This window comes from Patescibacteria group bacterium (assembly GCA_041650995.1).
Classification (GTDB): domain Bacteria; phylum Patescibacteriota; class Patescibacteriia; order XYB2-FULL-38-15; family XYB2-FULL-38-15; genus JAHIRI01.
In genome coordinates this window covers 259,520-281,443 of the sequence record JBAZJZ010000001.1, presented here as the reverse complement: position 1 = coordinate 281,443, position 21,924 = coordinate 259,520, and the positions used below count along the sequence as shown (strand labels likewise).

Genomic DNA, 21,924 nt, shown 5'->3' with positions numbered 1-21,924 from the left:
AAAAAAATTGACATGGCCTCCAAATTAAAATTTGAAATCATTACTCCCGAAAGAGTTGTCTTAAAAGATGAAGTTGATCAAATAACTATTCCTACGGCGGAAGGAGAGATTACGATTTTGCCAAATCACATTCCCTTGATTGCCATGCTTCGTCCAGGAGAGATTGTTGCCAAAAAAGATAAAGAGGAAATCGCCATGTCTTGTTCTGGCGGATTTATTGAAGTTACTGGAGATAAAGTTTTGATTTTGGCCGATACCGCGGAAAAGGCGGAAGAACTTGTGGAAGTAGAAATTGAAAAAGCCAGAGAGCGAGCGCAAAAAGTTCTTGAAGAAAAACATGTTGATGCGGAAAAATACGCTGATGCAGCGGCTAGTCTTGAACGCGAATTGGCGCGTCTTAAGGTCGCGAGAAAAAGAAGCCGGGCACGCACCGCGCCGAGCATTAAAGTTGAAGAATAATTTATTTATATTATGCAACAATATCCTTTTAAAAATTTTCATCATGTTCCAGTAGCCGCGATCTATTGTCTTGATCCAAGATTTCGAACTCAGCATGAACAATTTATTTCGCGCGAACTTGGCTTTGAAGAATTTGATCAATATGTTTTTCCGGGCGGACCAAAAGCCTTAGTCAGCGAACCAACGCGTAACGTTTTTCTTGAAGCGCTCAAAAATGTGTCAATTAATTTGCACCATATTGAAAAAATTATTTTAATTGCCCATCGCGATTGCGGCGCTTACGGTGGATCAGTAGCTTTTCCGGATCTGGCGACTGAAGAAGCAACGCAAATAAAAGATTTACAAACTGTCCGAGATATTTTGCTTGAGCAATTCCCAAAAATTTCGGTCAGTATGTTTTACGCGGAAATTATTGGTGAAAACATAGAATTTAATCCAGTTGAGTAAAAATATTCTTTGCCGAAAGATAACGTCTCTCGGTTTATTTTTTTAAATTTTTTGAAAAAATAAACAGGGGGAGGAGTTAAGGAGGAGGGAAGATGAGAGAAGCAAGTAAGTTGTACCTGGTTGATCTCAAACTGAGAGTCCCGGTAGTAGCCGTCTTCTGTCTGGACTATCGGTTTGTCCAGCAGCACCAGGATTTCTTGAGGCACGAGCTGGGCATTCTATTCTACACGCCCTACACTTTTCCTTCTGGGCCGAGGGTCTACACCGATCGAGAAACAAGGAACGTTTTCCTGGGTGCGTTCAGTAGGGTCTCTGACCATCACCACCAAGCTACGCGGGTCATCTTGATCGCCCATCGCGACTGCAAGGCCTGGGGCGGTTCGGAGGCGTTCCCGAGCCTTGAAGCGGAGAGAGCGGCCCATGAGGACGATATGCGAGCCGCGCGAGATACGCTGCAACGGCGTTGCCCCAGGCTCGAGATCGAACTCTACTACATGGAGATCGTGAGCAGAACCGGGGATGAGGGCAAGATCCAATTCCAACCCGTGAGGTAGCCGAGCAGTACAACCGAATATTTTCCATCTGATCCACTACTGGCTGTGCCCTGGTGGATCTTTTTATCTTGTTTTTTAAAGCAAAAACCTTTATAATTATAAAAATATGTTCCCAAAAATAAGCGTAATAATCCCAACCTACCAGCACGGAGACACGATTGAAGCGTGTCTTTTATCATTGTTTAACCAAACATTCAAAGATTTTGAAATTATTGTAGTTAATGATGGTTCAACGGATAACACGGCTGAAGTTTTGGAAAAATATAAAGACCGAATAAAAATTATTAACCAAAAAAATCTTGGCGCGCCGGCAGCAAGAAATAGGGGATTTAGGGAATCAACCAGCCAGTTTATAATTTTTGCTGATGCCGATATTGACGCCAAACCGGAAATGCTTCAAAAAATGTTAGACGCGCTTTTAAATCATCCCGAAGCATCTTTTGCCTATTCATCTTTTATGTGGGGCAGAAAAAAATTTGGTCTTCATGAGTTTGATGGCGAGGCGCTTAAGAAAATGAATTATATTACTTCTACAACACTTATTCGTCGCGAACACTTTCCCGGCTGGGATGAAAGTTTAAAAAAATTTCAGGATTGGGATTTGTGGCTAACGATGGCTGAGCAAGGACACGTTGGTATTTGGGTGCCCGAATTTTTATTTACTGTAAAACCTCGCCGAACCGGAATTTCTTCTTGGCTGCCAAGTTTTATGTATAAAATTCCTTGGGAAAAAATTGGTTGGGCGCCAAAGGCGATAAAAAAATACAGTGCCGCTTTGAAAATTATCAAAGCAAAACATCATTTATAATATGGACTTGTCAATCATTATCGTAAATTGGAAAGTCAAGGATTTGCTAGAAAAATGTTTGAAATCAATTTTTGAACAAACAAAAGATATTACTTTTGAAGTTTTTGTCGTGGATAACAATTCAGGCGATGGAAGTGTAGAAATGGTAAGAGAAAAATTTCCCCAAGTTGATTTAACAGCGAGCGCGGAAAATTTGGGTTTTGCCAAAGGAAATAATTTAGCAATAAAAAAATCTCGTGGTCGGTATATTTTACTTTTAAATCCGGATACGGAAATTCTGGATAACGCATTAGGCAAGATGGTTCAATTTATGGACACTCATCCCGAGTGCGGCATCGGCGGCTGTAAATTATTAAATCCAGATTTGTCGCTTCAACCGTCAGTTCGCGCTTTTCCAGACTTGGCCTCGCAAATTTTCATTTTATTAAAAATTCACCATCTCCTGCCACACTCCAAAACGATGTATAAATATTTAGTTCAGGATTTTGATTATGAAAAAATACAAGAAGCTGATCAGGTAATGGGCGCGTTTATGCTGATTCGCCGAGAAGTGATAAATAAAATCGGGATGCTTGATGAAAATTTTTGGATTTGGTTTGAGGAAGTTGATTTTTGTAAACGCGCGAAAGAGGCGGATTTTAAAATTTTATATACTCCAGAGGCGAAAATTATTCATCATTTTGGGCAAAGTTTTAAACAAGCCATGGGTATTAAAAAACAAAAAGATTTTAACCGAAGTTTATCTTATTATTTTAAAAAGCACGGCACAAAAGGGGAGTGGCTTGCAATTCAGATTCTCCGACCGTTAAGCTTGATCCTTGCTTGGTCTGCACAAAGTTTTAAAAAATAAAAAAACGCCGACTAATTAGCTTTCGCTTTTTAGTCGGCGGTAGTTCGTTCCTCCGTCCGTCGAGGTCTAGCCCACGGGCTGGCTCTTATAGAAAACGGCGAGCGTGGCGATGATCTTCATCGCTTCGTCCTCACCGATCTGGCGCTCCTCGCCGGCCGAAAGCCTGCAGTCGGCGGCCAGGTTGCGAATGGCTGGAATCCCGTCCAGACCGATATCGGTCGATCCTTCGATCGTCCAGCCGCGGGTCTCCGGGAGGTAGGAGAGGATGATCAGCCGGTCACCCCGTTCCCCGCCCGAGAGAGAAATCTCGATGCAGGTCGGTTCTCGCCCCAGGAGGTTTTCTCTGTGGCCGGCCGAACCCTTAACCACGAGATCCCACCTCAAGAGAAAGCCGCTTCGCGCCGGAGTGTCGAAGCCGGCGATCACGTCGTCGTAGTGGGTGGGCTCCGTTCCGCGAACGCGATGCTTGGCGAAAATCTCCTCGATCTTCTCGCACTTCGCGATCGTCACCTTGAGTCTTTCGAGTCGGGAATTCATCCCTTATACCCTCCTTCTGGCCTAAACGAGATTGTTCAGGCTACACTACAATCTATCAATAAAAATATAAATTGTCAAGATATGAACTTATTCGGAAAATATTTTAAAACCTCGCTGCTCTTCGTTTCTTTCGCGTTAATTTTGTCTTTTGTCGCGTATTTTTTCCCGCTCTTTAATAAAGTATCATTTTTTGTTATTCTTGGCCTGACTTTAGTTTTAACTTTGGAAAAATTGGAATATGGAATTTATATCCTATTAGCAGAATTGTTTATTGGTTCAAAAGGATATTTATTTTATTTTGATTTAGGCGGAACTTCGGTCTCTCTGCGCATTGCCTTATTTTTAATTGTGATGGCAGTTTGGGTATATAGAAGAATTGAAAAACGGGATTTTAAATTTTCGCTAAATAAATGGTATTGGATATTGTTTGCATTTATTATCTGGGGATTTATTTGGGGATTAATTCGCGGCAACTCTTTCCAAAATTTATTTTTTGATTTTAATGGCTGGCTTTATTTTGGCATTATTTTCCCGCTCGTTGATGTTATAAAATCGCGCGAACAAATTGAAAATGTTTTACAAATTTTCACCGCCGCCGTTACGGTTATTATTATCAAAACTTTTTTCTTCCTTTACATTTTTTCTCATGGTTTTGAAGTCGCAGTTCTTCCGATCTATCGTTGGCTCCGGCAATTTTTAATCGGAGAAGTTACATTAATGCCAAGCGGTTTTTACCGAATATTTTTCCAGTCGCAGATTTATTTACTGATTGGGTTTTTTATTTTTTCCGCTTTCTTAATTTGGCAAAACAAAAAGGACAAGAGATATTGGTTATTGGCGATTGGATCATTGACTTCGGTTTTGATCAGTTTTTCTCGAAGTTTTTGGGTTGGGCTCGCGGTCGGACTTCTCGCACTTTTGATAATTTTAATTATTCAAAAATTTTCTTTGGGAAAAATTGTAAAAATTGGTTTAGCCGGCCTCGCCATTTTAGTAATTTCTTTGTCCGCGACTTTCGCGACCGCGCAATTTCCATTTCCCGAGCCGGGAAGAATTTCTTTTGCTTCAATGTTTAGCGACCGCCTGACCGATTTAGACGAAGCCGCGGTCCGGAGCCGTTGGGATCTTTTGCCACCGCTTGGACAAGCAATTATAAAACATCCAATTATTGGTTCAGGGTTTGGGACAACAGTCACTTACAAAAGCAGTGATCCTCGCGCGGTTCAGGTTAATCCAGGGGGGATTTTTACAACCTACGCTTTTGAATGGGGATATTTGGATATAATGCTTAAAATTGGCTTGGCCGGACTAGTTGTTTATCTTCTTTTTATCGCTAAAATTTGGCGTTCTGGCTGGGGTTTGGGGCGTTCTGGGGTATTTATAGCATTCGGGTTTTTGGCCGGATTAGCCGCCCTTTTAGCCACAAATTTTTTTAGTCCATATTTGAACCATCCTTTGGGAATTGGATATATAATTTTTTGTGATATATTTATTCAAAAGTTAAAAAAATAACCGGGACAAAAGTTTTGACAAAAACCCCCGTGAAAGCGGAGGTTTTTAATCTTGACAAAATATCAATTAAGTATAAAATATAATCGAGTTTGCTGCATAGGGCGGCAGTAGGGGGAAAGGGAAGGAGAAAGACAAGAGATGGGCAAAGTGAAATTTTTGGTCAAAGGAGGAGGAAGCCACGAGTTCAGCTGTGGACGGCTCGAGCGGATGCTCCGCGAAGCATGCCGCCGTTTCAACTTCGGGTTGAAATTGAAACCGGAAGACATCACGGTGATGCCCGACAGCTCGATCCCTGCGAGCCAGGAACACGGCATCAAGGATCCGCTCCAGATCACGATTGGCTTCTCGCCCGATCTTCTGGAGCACCTCGCGCCTCCCTTCGAAACGAGGGAGGGTCGGAGCGACTCCGCGCTTCGCCGATTCGTCCAGACGATGGGCGAGACGGCCAGGAGGATCGGTCCGGAGAACGGCTGGCCGCAACGCCAGGTAGAGGTCAGCGTGCCCCTGACCGACGTTTCATGGAGGGGCTAGCCCAAATCCTCACCCGAACTACAAAATCATTTCTCTTAGTGGCGTTAACGCAAGTTGACGCCACTTCTTTTTATCTTGACAAATTCATAGAATAGTGTATAATGTAAACATAATTAAATAAGCTCTCGTTTAGACGGGAGCGAGCAGAAGAGTAGGACAATTTTAACGATAGATCCTTGAGATAATATCAAAAGGTCATAAGTTAAAATGACCGAGACTTCAAGTAACTTATGGCCTTCAACAATCAAGGCTTTGGCCCCAGACCTCCGCGCCAGATGTTCAATGTCGCTGACATGAACCTCAAATGCGCTGACTGTGGCGCCCCGATCACCGAGCTTCCTTTTAAGCCAGCCGCTGATCGACCAATTTATTGCTTTGAATGCAACAAAAAGCGAAGAGCTAATTTTGCAAGATAAGGATAAATACAAAACCAGCCGTTAATTCGACTGGTTTTGTATTATATAAATTTATATTAAAGTAGCGCTGATGATTTTAGAATAACCCCGCAAAAATTCTTGGCCTGTTGCTTTATTTTTTCCTTCCAACTGCAGCTCATTTATTTTTAAGGTTCCCTTACCCGTAGTGACTATTATTTCTCCGCCAGAAGAAAGTGAAACTTGTCCGACTCCGCCAGTCGGATCATTTTCAAAAATTTCCGCGCGTAAAATTTTCAATTTTTTATTTTCCTCCGGCCATACACACCAAGTTCCCGGCCACCCCTCGAGCGCTCTTATTTGTCTCTCAATTTCTTCTGCTGATTTTTGCCAGTCAATTTTTCCGTCTTCACGCGTTAAAATTTTTGTGAAAGTTGCCCGCGATTCATCTTGCGGTATTGGCTTAATTTCGCCGCTAAACCATTTAGGCAATATTTTTATCAATAAATCGCCACCTAATTTTGATAATTTTTTCGATAATTCAGTATGTGTTAAATTTGAAATTTCAAAGTCCAAATCTGATATTGCTACAATCGGCCCATGATCAACTTGTTCATCCATTAAAATTATTGTAACACTTGTTTTTTTATCGCCTTCTAAAATCGTATACTGTATCGGCGCCGCGCCGCGATGGCGAGGCAAAAGGGAGGGGTGAATATTTAGAGCGCCAAATTTTGGGATATCCAAAATATTTTTAGGAATTATCTTTCCATAATCAGCAACAATCAATAAGTCCGGTTTCAAATCTTTAATTGTTTTTTCGGCTTCAAAATTTTTTAAACTCCTTGGATCGTAAATTTCAAGATCTAATTTTTGTGCTTCAATTTTTACCGGGGAAGGGGAGAGAGTTTTTTTTCGACCAACTGGTTTATCTGGTTGAGTAATTATAGTAATTGGACGAAATTCTGAATCGGCTAATCTGTTTAAAATATCGGCGGCAAATTCCCCACTACCGGCAAATAATATTTTATAATTCATAATTTTAATCTAAATTTTCGGCGCTTCTTCAATAACTTTTTTCGCCCGATCAATAAAGAGTACGCCGTTTAAATGGTCAACTTCATGCTGAATAACGCGGGCAAAAAGATCTTTAGCCTTAAATTTTATAGATTTGCCGTTTTCATCGAACGCCTTAACTTTAATAATTTTTGATCTTTTTACCGGACCCCATTTTCCCGGAACAGAAAGACAACCTTCCTCGGCAGCTTCTTTTCGCCAAGAAAAATTAATAATTTCCGGATTGATTAAAGCCATTACTTTTTCTTGCGTAACAACCACAATTAATCTCATTGAAATTCCAACTTGCGGAGCGGCTAAACCAATCCCGCCAGCTGGCCTTACGGTTTCTTTCATATCGGAAATCAATTTTTGAATAGCCTCGCTTTTGATTTCTTCTGGATTTATTTCTTTCGCGTGTTGACGAAGAATTGGATTTGGAGTTGTGATAATAGGTAAAATCATAATAAAATATTATAGTATATTTTCCGGGTCAATGTCAATAGTCCAGGAATCAGGGATATTTTTTATAATAACATTTTTTATCACTGGTTCGTAGTCTTTAGAAAATTTAATAATAATTTTCGAAAAAAATTTTCTTTTTTCTCTTTTTGGTTTGGACTCAAAAAAAATATCCGCCTTTCCCTCTAAACTATTTTTCAATAATTTAAAAATTTTATCCGACTCATCAAAACATTTTTTTTCTTCAGTATTACCATAAGTCAATTTGATCATTTTACCAAATGGCGGATAACTCAATACTTGACGATTATCCAACTCTTCAAGATAAAAAGATTCTGGACTTTCCCCAATAGCGCTTTGAATAACAAAATTATTTGGAAAAAAAGTTTGAATTATAAGGGGACTTTTTATACTGCGGGAAAAATTAATAATACCTGTCAGCCAAGAAAAAATTTTCTCCCCGGAGCGAAAGTCTGGTCGATAAATTAGTGTATCCGCTGAAATGACACCGATCAATCCAATATTTTTAACCCGCGCTAAATAGTTTTTAATAAAGAATTGAGTGCCAATAAAAATCTCTGCGTCTGAGGGAAAATTTTGATTCAGAGATTTTGCGTCTTTATCAATTCTTAAAATATTTTCTTTGGGAAATAAATTTTTAATTTCTTTTTCTACGGTTTGCGTTCCTACGCCAAGATATTTAATATTACTGCCCCGACATTTTGGGCAAACAAGTTGCGCTGATTCTTCCGCCCCGCAATTGTGGCAAACAAATCTGCTGGGTAAATTACATCCTTCATCGTGGCAAATGAGCGAGGTTTCGCATGTTTTACATTTAAAAATATGATCGCAATCGCGGCAAATAATCGCGGTTCCCGCCCCGCGGCGATTTAGGAGTAAAATAACTTTTTGTTTTTTGGAAAGAGTTTCGGATATTTTTTCTTTTATTTTTCCGCTTAAAGAAGAAAAATTTTTATTTTTTATTTCATTATTCATGTCAATAAGATCAGAAACGGGAGGGGAGGGGATTTCCGGAGGGAGATAATCAAAATCTGGATTATTTTGCGATTCAAAATATGTTTCAGGTCGCGGCGCTTGGCTTGCAAAAATTATTTTTGCGCCAGTGATTTCTGATAGCTTCATCGCAGCATCTCTTGCGTCGTAGTGAGGATTTTGATCTGACTGCTTAAAATCTGGCGCTTCTTCATTATCAATAATAACCAGCCCAAGATTTTTAAAGGGGACAAAAAACGCGGATCTTGTGCCGATCGCAATTCTGGTTTCTCTCCGTTTTATTTTTTGCCACTCTTGCCAATACTCCGTTTTAGATAGTTCTCCGTGGAGGAGAGAAATTTTTCCGGAAAATAAGCTGGAAAAATAGGAAAAAATTTCTAAAACATCACTTATTTGAGGAAGAAGAATAAGAACGCCATGGCCTTCCGAAACTATTTTTTCCGCACACTTTAAAAATACCGCAACTTTATTTCTATTATTTTTATAGTGAAAAAGAAAATGATGTTTTTTAGAAGAAATTATTTTCTTAACGATTTTTTTAATTTCTTCTAAATCCACTTTGGAGACACTTGGGGGTGAAGGTGTCGGCCGTGGAATAATTTTAAAATTACTTATTTTCTGCGGCGGAGAGGGAAGAAGAGTTTTTAAAACAAGGGCGGAGGAAACGAGATAATAATCGGCAAGCCAACGCAGAAGTTCCAAATATTTTTTATCTAAATTTTCCTCAAAATCAATGATTTTTAAAATCGGCCTAATGGCGGCCTTAATTTCAGCCGGTTGATTTTTTATAGCGATAATAATTCCGCTGATTTTTTTGCCGCGAAAAGGAATTTTCGCGATCTGGCCAATTTTAATTTGTCCCTCAAGATTTTGAGGGACTTCATAATCGAAAGAAGAAAGGTTTTTAGGTAGACGAGCCAGGGGAATAACTTCAACAAACATAGTTTAATTATTTGAATCGTATTTTGTAGCGCTAAATTTAAAAATGGTGATTTTTTCTTTTGATAAATCTACACCGCATTTGCTACAAACAGCTGATAGCTGTTCTTCTACGGTATTAATTCCTTCCAAATCCGGTAAAAGGAGTCCTGATTTTCCCGTTTCCGATTTAATTAAAATGCCGTATTTTTTTGGATTAAGCTCCTTCAAATTTTTTATTTTTCGCGGCTCGCTTAAAATATAGACTGAATAAGAAAAATCTGGTAATTCTTTCTCCGTAATCGGTTTAAAGCGATAATCGCTAGTCGCTGCGGAAAGTGAATTTTGGATAATTTCTTCCGCAAGGCTTTGCTCTGTCGGAAGATATGTTCCGATACAGCCGCGTAAATCATCGCCATTATATATACTTACAAAAACCCCCGCCCGGGAAGTCAAAAAATTTTTTGGCAAATTATCGGGCAGGGGAGGGATTTTTCCTGTTTTAAGATAAGCTTCAATTGTATCCTTGGCCAGTTTTACATGAGCATTCATTTTATTCAAGTTTAAAATTGGCGACGAGATAGCCAACCCCAAATGGACCCTCGTATGATAAAATTTCTGGCGTGTAATTTATTCTTTCAAGCAATCCAAGAAGAATTAAAATGGAGCGCAGACCGCACTCACCGGCTTTTTCTACTAGATCGGTATCTAATTTTAAAATTCCCGCAGTATTTTTATTAGTGATAAGCTCAATCAATTTATCATCAAATTCTTTACCTCGCGGCGAATATCCTGCTGGCGCGTCTTTAGTAAGACAATGAGAAAGATCTCCTGATGCGATGACCGCGATTTTTTTATCTTCATTTAAAATTATTTCCTTTAGAATATCTCCAAAATTAAAATTTGTTTTAAAATCAAGCAATGAGTAGCTGATAGGTAAAATAGAAACTTTCGAAAGCCTTTTTGTCAAAAAATAAAGAGGAACAACTACACCATGATCCAAAAATACGTTGCTCGTTAAAGTTAGGGGAATATTTTTATCTTCCATCAATTCCTTGATACGAAAAGCCAAAGCTGTGTTTGTTTTAAATTTGATTTTAGTAGAAAAATCACCAAATTCTTCCAAATTACTCACGTATTCAGGATTTAAATTAATTGAAAAAGCGTCCGGCAAAAGCACGCCGTGGGGAGAAATAACAATTATGATATCAGGCTTGGCTTCGAAAAGTTTTTTCTCCAACTCTTCCATTGCTTCGGCGGTTTTTTTAATTATTTTTGTATTTTCTCGGCCGATTGTAGGAATTAAAATTGGAGGATGAGGAGTAATTGCCGCGAAAGTCAGCATAATTTTCTAATTATTAATTTTAATTGTTGACCGTTGTCTCTACTGCGCCGCCAAGGTAAATTGTCGAACCGAGCGGATGCAGGGATAAAATTTTATCCGTGGTTTTTATAATATTCGTCCATTTAAATCCAAGACCGTTAAAAACTTGTTCTGTGGGAATCGGCCGTCGTTCACCATTTGAAATAAAATAAACTGTTGGGGCACTTTCTCCAAGAACCAGTTCGCCATCCTTGAATCTTACCGGTTCGCCCGTCGGATATTTCTTTAATTCATCAGGAGAGACAACCGTGATTTTTTTATTCGCAAAATATAAAGTTAAAAATTGTTTTGCCCAAAGAGGCTTTTTTATTCCGTTTTCCACATAGTAAACTCCGCCCGAAGTTTTATCCTGCAAAAGCGCGCCTGTCGGGTAAACGCTTTGCATAGTGATTGGATCGTTTTCAATGTAGGCGTTTAAATCTTCCCATGTCGCGTCCATGACCTCATCAGGATTAAATCCGATTGTCCGGAAAACTTCGTTTGAAGAAAAGCCGCGTCGCGTATCGCCGACTAAAAGATAAACCGTGCCGGCGGGTGAGCGGAGAAGAGAATAATCAGGGAACTTTATTGGCGTGCCTGTTTCATAATTTTCCAATTCGCTTTTTGACACGGTAATTAGTTTATCCGGAGAATAACGGGAAATAAAAGCGGAGTAACTGGAAAATTGGCGTTTTAGTCCGCGTTGAAGCAACCAAATACCAGTTCCATCAGCTTCTTTTAAAACTGTTCCATCAGGGAAAAATTTTCCAAACCAATCCTGCCAAAGTTTCCAAAAATTATAATTTCCATGATAGTGCGGAGTATAAGTGTAAAAAGCCGCCGTGGCCAAATTACTCGGAGTAATTTTGTAAGTATCAATTAAATAAGTTACGCCGGGAAGTTTTACCCAGGAGAGGGTCAAGGCATTATCTAAAAACCATCTTTTCCAGCCGGCTGCGTAATCAACTTGAGTGGCAAAACCTTTGTATTTTTGAAGAGTAGGGTCGGACATGGAACAAGAATCACAAATACCGTAGCCCGTTGCCCAATCAAGTTGTTTTTGTGTTGGAACAGCGGTCGTAACTAAACTTTGTTCTTTTTGTAAGGTAACAAGCAAAACCTTTGGGCTGATTTTATAACTTTGGGCCACTCGCCAGATAATTTCCGAGGCAGTCCGGCCAAGGCCGTCAGTATCAATTGTCGCGTAATGGGCGAGAGAACTGCCCTTATCTTCCAGAAACTTTTGAACCTGTGTCAAAGACATTGAATTTTGATCAGTTAATTCCTGATCGGAAATAATATAGTTTGGATTAAATTCGGCAAAAGCAAGATTGGGCAGAAAGATAGAAATAAGGGCAACAAAACTTATGAATTTTCTAAATTTAATATTTTTCATGGGTTTTTAGTCATGAATTATGAATCGGGAATTATGGCTAAGTTAAAAACAAAAACCATAATTCAAAATGACTGCTGATTCTATTTTACCACATTTTCCTCTTGACAACAACACAATCTTGTGTTAATATATTGACATCATGGGGTGGGGAAGTCTTCCACGGTGAAAGGCAACCCCCCTACGGAAGAAGGAGGATCAGATGGGAATCAGGTACGGTCCGTTCGCGCGTTCGCGCGACAGCGGAAATCACATGTTCGCTTCCCCGACGTCCACGTCGACCTGACCGGACCCCACCGGCGCCACCAGGCTTCTGTCCTCGGTGTAGTCAAACACCTTGACGCTACTCAGCGACCGTCAACCTGACGGTACTACTTCGAGGACGCCAACTCTCGTCATCCGCCGATCCATAGGTTGTCAAACCTTGGGTCGGCTCTTTTTATTTATAAATTATCTCTTGACAGAAAATTAATCCTGTCTTAATCTAATCAAAAGGTTAAAACCTTAACGCGAGGCATTTTGCCCGCGTAGAAATAGAGAGGGAAGTAACGTGGCAACCACAATCTGGATCGTCGGGATCGTCGCGGCCCTAGTAGTCGTGGTATGTTGGAAGCAACTCCGGAAGGAATTGAAGTCCAATCTGTCAGACGTCTCCCTCATCATTATCGTGATCTTGCTGTGGCCATACTTCCTGTGCTTTTTCTCATTCCTCTCCGGAATCATGTGGGTTTGGGGCAAGATAAGGAACGTAGGGGAGAGAAGGCGATTCGCGAAAGGAGAGCGGTGATGGTGGATTTCCTCGGTCCGATGATTGGCGTCGCGGTCGCTGTGACGCTCGTTCCGGATCTCTGGCTCGAACCCTTGCCCGACATCTTCCTTGGCACTTTTGGTGCGCACGGGAACCAGCCAACAGCTGGAACCCGAGGCACGTCCGACGCGGTCTTCACCAAGGTGATCTTGGGAGAGTGCTCGCTCGCTGCATAAGCCCGGGACAGCGTCAGCCGTCGCGCTGAAACCCGGGCGAAGAAAGAAGAATGGCGGGAACCTAACACTGACCCAAATCCGAGGGAACGGAGGAGGTCCGGCATGCTAAGTGCTGGACTGTTCGCGCACTTCGTCACGCGAAACCTGGCACGGCTCTTTTCGTCCCCACCGCCGGTTGCGATTGCCTTTTGTGGTGCACCACAGGACGGCGCGCTTCGCGAAGGGGGGAGAAGCGAGAAGATGACGGACGGTTTCGGCTGGCGGCGCGAACCCATCGCGTTTAGACCCTGCTGACTCCCAGACTGGAGTCACCCCGACTCGTGAAGAGACTGAAATATCTTCCGAGTCGGGTCTTTTTTTATAAAAAAACCACGGCTTTTTCGGCCGTAATTTTTAAATACTTTTATTTTATTGCAAATGTAATTTTTTTCTCTTTACCTAGGTCAATCTCCACCTTATCTCCGTCTTTTATTTTTCCCTCAATAATCTGCAGCGCCAGCTCGTCTAAAATCTGATTTTGAATAACACGTTTCAATGGACGGGCTCCAAAAATCGGATCAAAGCCTTTTTCCGCGAGCATCTTTTTAACTGTATCGGCAATATCCAATTTTATTTTTTTAGCATTAAGCCGTTTTTGAACTTCGACTAACTGCAATTCAATAATTTTTCCGATTTCCGTTTTTCCCAAACTCTTGAAGATCACAATCTCATCAATACGGTTTAAAAATTCCAACTTAAACGTCTCTCGAAGAATGTCCATAATCTTACTGCGCATTTCGCTGTCGCGGCTTATTTCACGATTTTCTCCATCTTGAAAACCAATAGAAAAATCTCGAATAACCTGATTACCAAGATTTGAGGTCATGATAATAATCGTATTTTTAAAATTCACGGTGCGGCCGCGACCGTCAGTCAAACGCCCATCGTCTAAAATCTGAAGCAAAATATTAAAGACTTCGGGATGGGCTTTTTCAATTTCATCAAAAAGAACGACAGAATACGGCCGGCGGCGAATAGCTTCGGTTAATTGTCCGCCTTCATCATAGCCGACGTAACCGGGAGGGGAGCCAACGAGCCGCGCCACGGAATGTTTTTCCATATATTCTGACATATCAACCCTGACAAGCGCGTTTTCATCATTAAACATAAATTCCGCCAAAGCTTTTGAAAGTTCAGTTTTACCAACGCCGGTCGGGCCGACAAAAATGAATGAGCCAATCGGTTTTTTCTCTTCAGAAATTCCGGCCCGTGAACGACGCAACGCATTAGCAATAGTTTTTATCGCGTCTTTCTGACCGATAACTCTTTTGCTCAATTCGTCCTCGGCGTGTGCCAATTTTTCCACCTCACCTTGAAGCATTTTTGAAACCGGAACGCCGGTCCAACGGGAAACAACTTTCGCGATATCTTCGTCAGTAACCTCTTCGCGCAAAATTCTTTTGTCTGCTGGCGCTTTTTTTAATTTTTTTTCCAAAGTCTTGATTTCTTTTTCTAATTCCGGAATTTTGCCATAACGAATCTCGGCGACTTTTTCTAATTCGCTTTTTCGCTCGGCAATATCAGCTTGTTGTTTTAAATAATCAATTTGTTTTTGCGCTTTTCTAATTTGGCTAATCAAATCTTTTTCATAACGCCAGCCGATCTCTAATTCTTTTGATTTTTCCTGCGTTTCGGCTAATTCTTTAGTTAATTTTTTAAGTTCATCTTTTACGTCTTCATTTTTTTCTTTCATCAAAGCTTGCCGCTCAATTTCCAATTTCATCATTTTTCTTTTCAGCTGATCCAGCTCGGTCGGCATAGAATCAATTTCCATTCTGAGTGCGGATGTTGCTTCATCAATTAAGTCCACTGCTTTGTCGGGTAGAAAACGGTCTGAAATATAGCGATGCGAAAGAGTTGCCGCCGCGATAATCGCCGCATCGGTAATTTTTACGCCGTGATGAACCTCATATTTTTCTTTGATGCCACGCAAGATAGCAATCGTATCTTCTACCGACGGTTCGCCGACAAAGACTGGCTGGAAACGCCGTTCCAGGGCCGCGTCTTTTTCCACGTACTTATGATATTCCTTGATGGTTGTCGCGCCAATCGTATGCAATTCACCGCGAGCCAGAGCCGGTTTTAACATATTAGAAGCGTCCATCGCTCCCTCAAGCGCGCCCGCCCCAACGATTGTATGCAATTCGTCAATAAATAAAATTATTTTTCCGCTGGCTTGTTTTACTTCTTTAATTACAGCCTTCAATCGGTCTTCAAATTCACCGCGAAATTTTGTCCCAGCCAAAAGTGAACCCAAATCCAAGGAAACCAACTCTTTATCTTTTAAACTTTCTGGCACATCGCCGGCCACGATTCGCTGCGCTAAACCTTCGACAATCGCGGTTTTTCCCGTACCAGCCTCGCCGATTAAAACCGGATTATTTTTTGTCCGGCGCGAAAGCACTTGCATCACGCGACGGATTTCTTCATCGCGGCCTATGACCGGATCAAGTTTTTTCTGACGAGCTAATTCTGTAAGATTAATCGTATATTTTTCCAAAACTTGGTATTTTGCTTCCGGTTCCGGTGAATCAACTTTCTGCGTACCGCGAACTTCAGCGAGAACCTTAAGCGCTCCGTCGTAGGTTACGCCCGCCGCAGATAAAATTTCACTAGCCCGGCTTTTCACGCTTACTAATCCCAAAAGCATATGTTCAGTGCTAATATATTCATCTTTCATTTTTTTGGCTTCTTTTTCCACGGCATAAAAAACTTGAACCATTTCCTGCCCAACATTCATTTGCGCCATACCTCCTTGCCTCCGACCGGCGTGCTTTGGTAATTTTTGAAACTCTGTTAAAATTCTTTGTTTTAAATCAACTATATTAATCCCCAGTTTTTGAAGAAGCGAACCAACAATCCCGCCCTCCTGGTCCAAAAGAGCTGAAAAAACGTGAAGAGGATCCAAATATTGATGGTTATATTCAAAAACCAAACCCTGGGCCGCCTGCAGGGCTTCCTGAGATTTAGTGGTAAAATTTTGCGGGAGCATTGGCATATTTTATAATCAATATTTAAATGTTTAAAAATTAGCAGTCTTAAGTTTAGAGTGCTAATTATATTTTAACTCAACCAAAAATCTTGTCAACTATAACTAAAATCCCACAGAAATAAGCGGGACTTTAGTTCGACGTGGACGATTTTTTCTACTTTGCTTTTATGAGATCGCGATATACTTCCATGGCTACTTTTTCTACTTCACTTTGAATCGGCCTAAATTGCTCCACGCTTTGTCTAAATTGAGAATCCCTATTACTAACCAATTGAATAAATTCACCAACTTTTCCCCGATCCACAAACGGGGGATACTCATGGTGTTGTTCAAAATATTCCCCTAAAACGTTCCTCCAAAAAATTTCTAATCTTGAACGCAATTCTTGCACCCGTTCAATTCCGCTTATTTGTTCGGCCATAATTTTAAAGTTAAAAATTATTTTAAAATTAAATTTAAATTTTCACCACAATTCGCGCATTTACCGTCTTTGTCGTAGCGGACAATTTCATAACCAGAACGTTCAATCATTTTAACGCCGCACTTTGGGCAAATAGTTGTTTCGCCTTCCGCGAGCGGCACATTACCTAAATAAATATAGCGCAAACCGAATTTTTTTCCAAACTCTCTGGCTTCAATCAAAGATGATTGGGGAGTGGGTGGCAAGTTTTTTAATTTGTAAGTTGGAAAAAATTTAGAGATATGCCACGGAGTTTCTTTTCCCAAATTTTTAGCAATAAATTTAGCGATACTTTCAAAATGTTCTTTCGTATCATTTTGCTCGGGCACAACAAGCGTTGTAATTTCTACCCAAACACCGCCGCGCTTCATCATTTTTGCGGCTTCCAAAACCGGCTGCAACTTCGCGCCGCAAATTTTATTATAAAATTCTTCAGTAAAACCTTTTATATCAATATTGGCCGCGTCAAGATAGGGGATTACTTCTTTTAAAACTTCTTTGCTCGCGTAACCGTTTGTCACCCAGATATTTTTTAAATTTTTCTGGCGCGCCAGCTTCATTGTTTCCAGAGCAAACTCAATAAAAATCGTCGGTTCGGTATAAGTATAAGCTATACTCGGCGCGCCGATCAATAATGCCTCGTTCACAATATTTTTTGGCGTCAGATCAATTCCTGGGACGTTGCCTTCTCGGAATAAAACGCTTTCTTTCGGCATCTGGGCAATGTCTGCGTTCTGACAATAGAGACATCTGAAATTGCAGCCGACCGTAGCAATCGATAAACTTTTTGTTCCCGGTAAAAAATGAAAAAGTGGTTTTTTCTCAATTGGATCAACATTTTTGGCGACAATTTTTCCGTAAACCAAAGAATAAAGTTTGCCGTCCTGATTTTCCCGAACGCCACAAATCCCGCGATTGCCTGGCGCGATTTTACAGTAATGACTACACGCCTGGCACTGGACGCGATTTTTGGATAATTTTTTGTAAAATAAAGCCTCTTTCATACTTTAATTATAGCAAAAATCAGATAATAAAAAAACCGACGCTTCCTCTTTCGCGTCGGCTAATCCACCTCCTTAAACTCCACGTCGGGTCGGCAAGGAATATCCCAGTCACCGGGCAGACCAGCTTCGCGACTGCAGACACCGGTGGCTTCTTCCTCGAGTCGCTTCCACAAACGAAGTCTTTTTACCCTCGCATCCAGACGTTCCTCCGGAGTAAGTGCTGCCCAGGTAACAAGTCGTTGGCGCAAAGCTTCTTCGCGCTCTTTTAAATTAGCGTCTTCACTCACGTAGTTCTTCTCCCTAGCGAAGCCTTTCTACTCCGGAGAAGTTGTCGATCAGAATCGATCTTCGCGGCTTGCGCTCTTCGCGTCCCACGATTGGCGGAACGACAAAAATCGGTTCCAGGGGAAAACTGTCGGCCAACGCATCCCGCGCAATGAGCAGTTGTATCTCGAGCCACCGTCTCTCCGAAAGCGGCGGCGCCCTTCTTCTGAGCGCAGCTTCTTGTTCAGGAGAGATTCCAAGACCACTGAAGATGTTCTTACGACGTCCAGATTTTCTTGCCACCTTGTCTTCCCCTTCTTTTGTTCAAATTGGGCGCGTCAGCCAGGGAAGCAACTCATAATCGCCTCCCAGCCCATTTTTTGGCCACCAGGCTTGTTCCACATCCACACCCTCTAAAACAGGGGGTATGTGCAGAAGAGTCGACGGAGGATTGCCTCCGATTGCCGTGCAACCAATCTGGCCTTGACCGTCCAAAAACCAGGATGGAATTTTTCCCTCTTCTTGCCTTCCAGGCAGTTTGCTCATTTCCCCTCCTTTTCTGCACGACCGACACCCCCCCTACTCGGTCCGCAGTCCGGGCATTGAATGATCGGTTCCAGCAACCTCGAATATGTCCCGGAAGCGTTTTTACATCCGCATCGGGGACACTGGATGTCAAACTCAACCCAGTGAATCCGTTCTTCGTGTTGACATCGGGGACACTGCAGGATGAAGGCAGGCGGTTCGCAATCCTTGGTCTTCATGCCATTATGTTTGCATGAAGGACAGATGAAATCCGTATCACAGTGGCCACAATGGCCCGCTCCACGAGACGAAGAAATACAGACATGGCCCCGTCGGCAATCCGGAAGAACGGGCATTTCTCTTGTCGAATGACCTGAACCATACCTTACTCGAGAATTTCCCGCTGCCATTATTTTACTCTCCTCTCTCCTCCGAGCCACGGAGAAAATCCCAACTACCCGGAGACCCCGGCTTCCGCCTCACTGCCTAAAATTTACCAAAAAATTGAATTTTAGTCAACGCATAAAGTTTGCCTTAAAAACAAAAAAATGCTATAATTTTAACACTAATAATTTCGGAAAATTTATGACTAAACGCACTTTTATCGCCATAAATCTGCCAGACGACATAAAGAAAAAATTCGACCCTATTATTGAAGAATTGAAAAAATTAAATCCTGATTACGGGATAAAGTGGGTTGAACCAGAAAATCTTCATCTAACATTGCATTTCTTCGGTGATCTAAGCGAAAAGCAAATTGCTCTGGTGGAAGAGGGGATTGAAGAAATAACTAAACGTATTGAATCTTTTAAATTAAATATTGGAACTTCTGGTTGTTTTCCGAATGAACGAGAACCACGGGTGTTTTTTACTGCGGTAGAAGATACGGAAACTCTCCATGATTTGATTGGTAAACTTGAAGTAATGCTCGAAAATCTTGGCCATAAAGTTGATACGCGTCCGTGGCAGGGACATCTAACTCTGGGCAGAATTAAGGACTGGTCCAGATGTAAAATCGCCAGCGTAAAAATTCCGTCCATGACTTTTCCTGTAAAAAGTGTTGAACTTATGGAAAGTGAACTTACTTCTGACGGGTCGGTTTACTCTGTTCTTAAATCTTTTCCCTTGAAATAAATTTGTGAAAGTAAACATTTTAGGAGTTCAAATAGATAATTTGAATAAAGCTGATGTTCTCGATAAAGTAGAAAAGTTTTTATCCGACGACCGGCAACATTATATTGTCACACCCAATCCGGAAATAGTGGTGGCCGCACAAAGTGACAAAGAATTTCTAGGAATTATAAACCGCGCAGATTTAGCCGTGCCGGACGGTGTGGGATTGATTTTTGCCTCACGATATTTAAAGCGACCACTCCCGGAAAAAATTCACGGTGTTGATCTAATGGTAGATCTTTGCCGCCTTGCTGAACAAAAAAATTATTCAATCTATCTTTTGGGTGGAGGAGAGGGGATTGCCAAGAGAGCTGCGGAAAAACTAAAGGAAAAATTTCCCGGGTTGCGGATGGCTGGAGCGGAAAGCGGCGGCATAATTACTGATCAAAAATTAACCGTAAACAATCAAGTAATAAATTTTGCAAAACCCGACATCTTATTTGTGGCGTTTGGTGCGGGAAAGCAGGAAAAGTGGATTGCAAAAAATTTAGAAAATATTTCCTCAATAAAAATCGCGATGGGCGTCGGAGGAGCATTTGATTTTATTGCCGGCAAAATAAAACGCGCGCCGAAATGGATGAGAAAAATTGGATTAGAATGGCTCTGGCGACTTTTTATGCAGCCCTGGCGCTGGAAAAGAATTTTAACCGCAACGATAAAATTCAGCTGGAAAGTAATTAAAAATGGTAAAAAATATGCCTAAAAAAGAAGAAATTAGAGTTCGTATCGCCCCGTCACCGACGGGATATTTACATATTGGCACAGCGAGAACCGCGCTTTTTAACTATTTGTTCGCCAAAAACCAGGGCGGAAAATTTGTTTTACGCATTGAAGATACTGATTTAGAACGATCTGATGAAAAATTTACCAAAGAAATTATTGAAAGTCTGCATTGGCTCGGAATTGATTATGATGAAGGGCCGGACGTCGACGGAGACTTTGGACCATATCGGCAAAGTGAACGCCTGGAAACTTATAAAAAATATTTACAGCAATTATTAAATGAAAATAAGGCTTATTATTGTTTTTGTACCGAAGAGGAATTGGAAACTGAGCGCGAGGCGATGACAAAGAGGGGAGAGCCACCGGTTTATTCTGGACGCTGCGCAAATTTGAGCGAAGTGGAAATAAAAAAATTTCTTGACGAAGGTCGAAAACCAATTATCCGATTTAGAATGCCGTCTAAAAAAATTATTTTTAATGATTTAATAAAAGGTGTTCTGGAGTTTGATACAAAATTAATCGGCGACATCACAATCGCAAAAAATTTAGAAACTCCACTTTACAATTTTGCGGTAGTCGTTGACGACCACACAATGAACATCAGCCATGTTATCCGCGGCGAAGATCATATTTCCAACACGCCAAAACAAATCGCCATAATTGAAGCCCTAGGTTTCAAAAAACTAGGCTATGCCCATATCCCACTCACTCTTGCACCGGATCGGACAAAATTATCCAAGCGCCACGGCGCCACGGCTATTGCAGATTATCGCGCTATGGGCTACCTTCCGGAAGCTCTAATTAATTTTATGGCCTTTTTGGGCTGGAATCCCAAAACCGACCAAGAATTTTTTACTAAAGAAGAATTAGCAAAAAATTTTTCTATATCCAACATGAATAAAGCCGCGGCAATTTTTAATATTGAAAAACTGAATTGGCTGAATGCCAACTATATCCGTAAAATGGATTTATCTGAATTAACGGAAAAATGTATTCCGTATCTTGAAAACGCAAATTTAATTAATAAAGTGGGGGATACGGAGTGGAAGGTCGCGAATACCGGCGAGCCATTGATTTTTGATCAATTGAAAAAAATACTTGCCCTGGAACAGGAAAGACTTGTTAGATTAAGTGATCTCCCGGGACTCGTCTCCTTTTTCTTTAAAAAAGATCTTGCTTTTGACAAGGAGCTTTTATTTTGGAAAAAAATGACGGCAGCAGAAGTTGCGGAACATTTATCCGAAATTGAAAAATTTCTAGAAAAAACTTCCTCGGAAAATTTTATAAAAAGTTTTTTGGAAGAAAATATCAAAAAAGTAATTGTCGAAAAAAATCTTGGAATGGGGGAGACCCTGTGGCCTCTTCGCGTAGCTCTAACCGGATTAAAAGCTTCTCCACCGCCCTTTGAAGTAGCTGAAATTTTGGGAAAAGAAAAAACTTTGCAAAGAATCGCCGCAGCGAAAAATTTACTGACCTAAAAAA

General features: G+C 41.1%; 24 protein-coding genes. 12 read left to right on the top strand and 12 right to left on the bottom strand.

The features are described 5' to 3' along the window. Positions 1-12 precede the first annotated feature (12 nt). From WC445_01590 to WC445_01570, 5 genes are all read left to right on the top strand, one after another. Positions 13-459 carry a F0F1 ATP synthase subunit epsilon gene (locus tag WC445_01590; GenBank protein ID MFA5128641.1) on the top strand — a complete coding sequence of 149 codons (447 nt, stop codon included), beginning with the start codon at positions 13-15 and terminating at the stop codon, positions 457-459. A 12-nt stretch (positions 460-471) separates the two neighbouring features. Then, positions 472-906, top strand: a complete 435-nt coding sequence (locus tag WC445_01585; protein ID MFA5128640.1) for a carbonic anhydrase — start codon at positions 472-474, stop codon at positions 904-906. Between the two features lie 92 nt (positions 907-998). Next, complete coding sequence (locus WC445_01580; protein ID MFA5128639.1) at positions 999-1,460, top strand: carbonic anhydrase; 462 nt, start codon at positions 999-1,001, stop codon at positions 1,458-1,460. Between the two features lie 106 nt (positions 1,461-1,566). Next, a complete protein-coding gene (locus WC445_01575) occupies positions 1,567-2,268 on the top strand; it encodes a glycosyltransferase family A protein (protein MFA5128638.1) in 702 nt (233 codons plus the stop codon). A 1-nt stretch (position 2,269) separates the two neighbouring features. Next, positions 2,270-3,118: a glycosyltransferase family 2 protein gene (locus tag WC445_01570; GenBank protein MFA5128637.1), complete on the top strand. Its 849-nt coding sequence runs from the start codon at positions 2,270-2,272 to the stop codon at positions 3,116-3,118. Between the two features lie 66 nt (positions 3,119-3,184). On the opposite strand, the gene WC445_01565 is transcribed toward WC445_01570, so the two are convergent. Then, complete coding sequence (locus WC445_01565; protein ID MFA5128636.1) at positions 3,185-3,655, bottom strand: hypothetical protein; 471 nt, start codon at positions 3,653-3,655, stop codon at positions 3,185-3,187. Between the two features lie 81 nt (positions 3,656-3,736). Here WC445_01565 and WC445_01560 point away from each other — a divergent pair, with 81 nt between their 5' ends. The 3 genes from WC445_01560 (at position 3,737) to WC445_01550 (ending at position 6,114) form a co-directional block, all read left to right on the top strand. Further along, the gene (locus WC445_01560; GenBank protein MFA5128635.1) at positions 3,737-5,167 is read left to right on the top strand and encodes an O-antigen ligase family protein; all 1,431 of its coding nucleotides are present in this window, start codon (positions 3,737-3,739) and stop codon (positions 5,165-5,167) included. A 138-nt stretch (positions 5,168-5,305) separates the two neighbouring features. Next, a complete protein-coding gene (locus tag WC445_01555; protein MFA5128634.1) occupies positions 5,306-5,698 on the top strand; it encodes a hypothetical protein in 393 nt (130 codons plus the stop codon). Between the two features lie 230 nt (positions 5,699-5,928). After that, entirely contained in the window at positions 5,929-6,114 is a 186-nt protein-coding gene (locus tag WC445_01550; protein ID MFA5128633.1) for a CxxC-x17-CxxC domain-containing protein, read from the top strand. A 51-nt stretch (positions 6,115-6,165) separates the two neighbouring features. Here the strand turns inward: WC445_01550 and fmt are convergent, their stop codons facing one another. The 6 genes from fmt to WC445_01520 are packed head-to-tail and all read right to left on the bottom strand — an operon-like array spanning position 6,166 to position 12,281. Further along, on the bottom strand, positions 6,166-7,110 hold the full coding sequence (gene fmt / locus WC445_01545; protein MFA5128632.1) for a methionyl-tRNA formyltransferase: 945 nt from the start codon (positions 7,108-7,110) through the stop codon (positions 6,166-6,168). Positions 7,111-7,119: 9 nt separating this feature from the next. After that, positions 7,120-7,593 carry a peptide deformylase gene (gene def / locus WC445_01540; protein ID MFA5128631.1) on the bottom strand — a complete coding sequence of 158 codons (474 nt, stop codon included), beginning with the start codon at positions 7,591-7,593 and terminating at the stop codon, positions 7,120-7,122. Positions 7,594-7,602: 9 nt separating this feature from the next. Continuing rightward, on the bottom strand, positions 7,603-9,546 hold the full coding sequence (priA, locus tag WC445_01535) for a primosomal protein N' (protein ID MFA5128630.1): 1,944 nt from the start codon (positions 9,544-9,546) through the stop codon (positions 7,603-7,605). A gap of 3 nt (positions 9,547-9,549) precedes the next feature. Beyond that, positions 9,550-10,074 (bottom strand): AmmeMemoRadiSam system protein A, encoded by a 525-nt coding sequence (amrA, locus tag WC445_01530; protein MFA5128629.1) that lies wholly within the window; start codon positions 10,072-10,074, stop codon positions 9,550-9,552. A 1-nt stretch (position 10,075) separates the two neighbouring features. Continuing rightward, the gene (amrB, locus tag WC445_01525) at positions 10,076-10,867 is read right to left on the bottom strand and encodes an AmmeMemoRadiSam system protein B (protein ID MFA5128628.1); all 792 of its coding nucleotides are present in this window, start codon (positions 10,865-10,867) and stop codon (positions 10,076-10,078) included. A 19-nt stretch (positions 10,868-10,886) separates the two neighbouring features. Beyond that, positions 10,887-12,281, bottom strand: a complete 1,395-nt coding sequence (locus tag WC445_01520; GenBank protein MFA5128627.1) for a hypothetical protein — start codon at positions 12,279-12,281, stop codon at positions 10,887-10,889. Between the two features lie 600 nt (positions 12,282-12,881). Between WC445_01520 and WC445_01515 the strand changes: the two genes are divergently transcribed. After that, entirely contained in the window at positions 12,882-13,262 is a 381-nt protein-coding gene (locus WC445_01515) for a hypothetical protein (GenBank protein ID MFA5128626.1), read from the top strand. Positions 13,263-13,665: 403 nt separating this feature from the next. Here the strand turns inward: WC445_01515 and clpB are convergent, their stop codons facing one another. The 5 genes from clpB to WC445_01490 form a co-directional block, all read right to left on the bottom strand. Beyond that, positions 13,666-16,299 carry an ATP-dependent chaperone ClpB gene (clpB, locus tag WC445_01510; protein MFA5128625.1) on the bottom strand — a complete coding sequence of 878 codons (2,634 nt, stop codon included), beginning with the start codon at positions 16,297-16,299 and terminating at the stop codon, positions 13,666-13,668. A 148-nt stretch (positions 16,300-16,447) separates the two neighbouring features. Next, complete coding sequence (locus tag WC445_01505) at positions 16,448-16,714, bottom strand: hypothetical protein (GenBank protein MFA5128624.1); 267 nt, start codon at positions 16,712-16,714, stop codon at positions 16,448-16,450. 17 nt (positions 16,715-16,731) lie between these two features. Continuing rightward, the gene (gene amrS, locus WC445_01500; GenBank protein MFA5128623.1) at positions 16,732-17,757 is read right to left on the bottom strand and encodes an AmmeMemoRadiSam system radical SAM enzyme; all 1,026 of its coding nucleotides are present in this window, start codon (positions 17,755-17,757) and stop codon (positions 16,732-16,734) included. Positions 17,758-17,816: 59 nt separating this feature from the next. After that, complete coding sequence (locus WC445_01495) at positions 17,817-18,044, bottom strand: hypothetical protein (protein MFA5128622.1); 228 nt, start codon at positions 18,042-18,044, stop codon at positions 17,817-17,819. A gap of 301 nt (positions 18,045-18,345) precedes the next feature. Continuing rightward, positions 18,346-18,567: a hypothetical protein gene (locus tag WC445_01490; protein ID MFA5128621.1), complete on the bottom strand. Its 222-nt coding sequence runs from the start codon at positions 18,565-18,567 to the stop codon at positions 18,346-18,348. 564 nt (positions 18,568-19,131) lie between these two features. Between WC445_01490 and thpR the strand changes: the two genes are divergently transcribed. From thpR to gltX, 3 genes are read left to right on the top strand one after another with little or no spacing between them, the layout of a single operon-like run. After that, on the top strand, positions 19,132-19,680 hold the full coding sequence (gene thpR, locus WC445_01485; GenBank protein MFA5128620.1) for an RNA 2',3'-cyclic phosphodiesterase: 549 nt from the start codon (positions 19,132-19,134) through the stop codon (positions 19,678-19,680). Positions 19,681-19,684: 4 nt separating this feature from the next. Beyond that, positions 19,685-20,422: a WecB/TagA/CpsF family glycosyltransferase gene (locus WC445_01480; GenBank protein ID MFA5128619.1), complete on the top strand. Its 738-nt coding sequence runs from the start codon at positions 19,685-19,687 to the stop codon at positions 20,420-20,422. Further along, positions 20,415-21,920: a glutamate--tRNA ligase gene (gltX, locus tag WC445_01475; GenBank protein ID MFA5128618.1), complete on the top strand. Its 1,506-nt coding sequence runs from the start codon at positions 20,415-20,417 to the stop codon at positions 21,918-21,920. The genes WC445_01480 and gltX overlap by 8 nt, the downstream gene beginning before the upstream one ends. Positions 21,921-21,924: the final 4 nt, after the last annotated feature.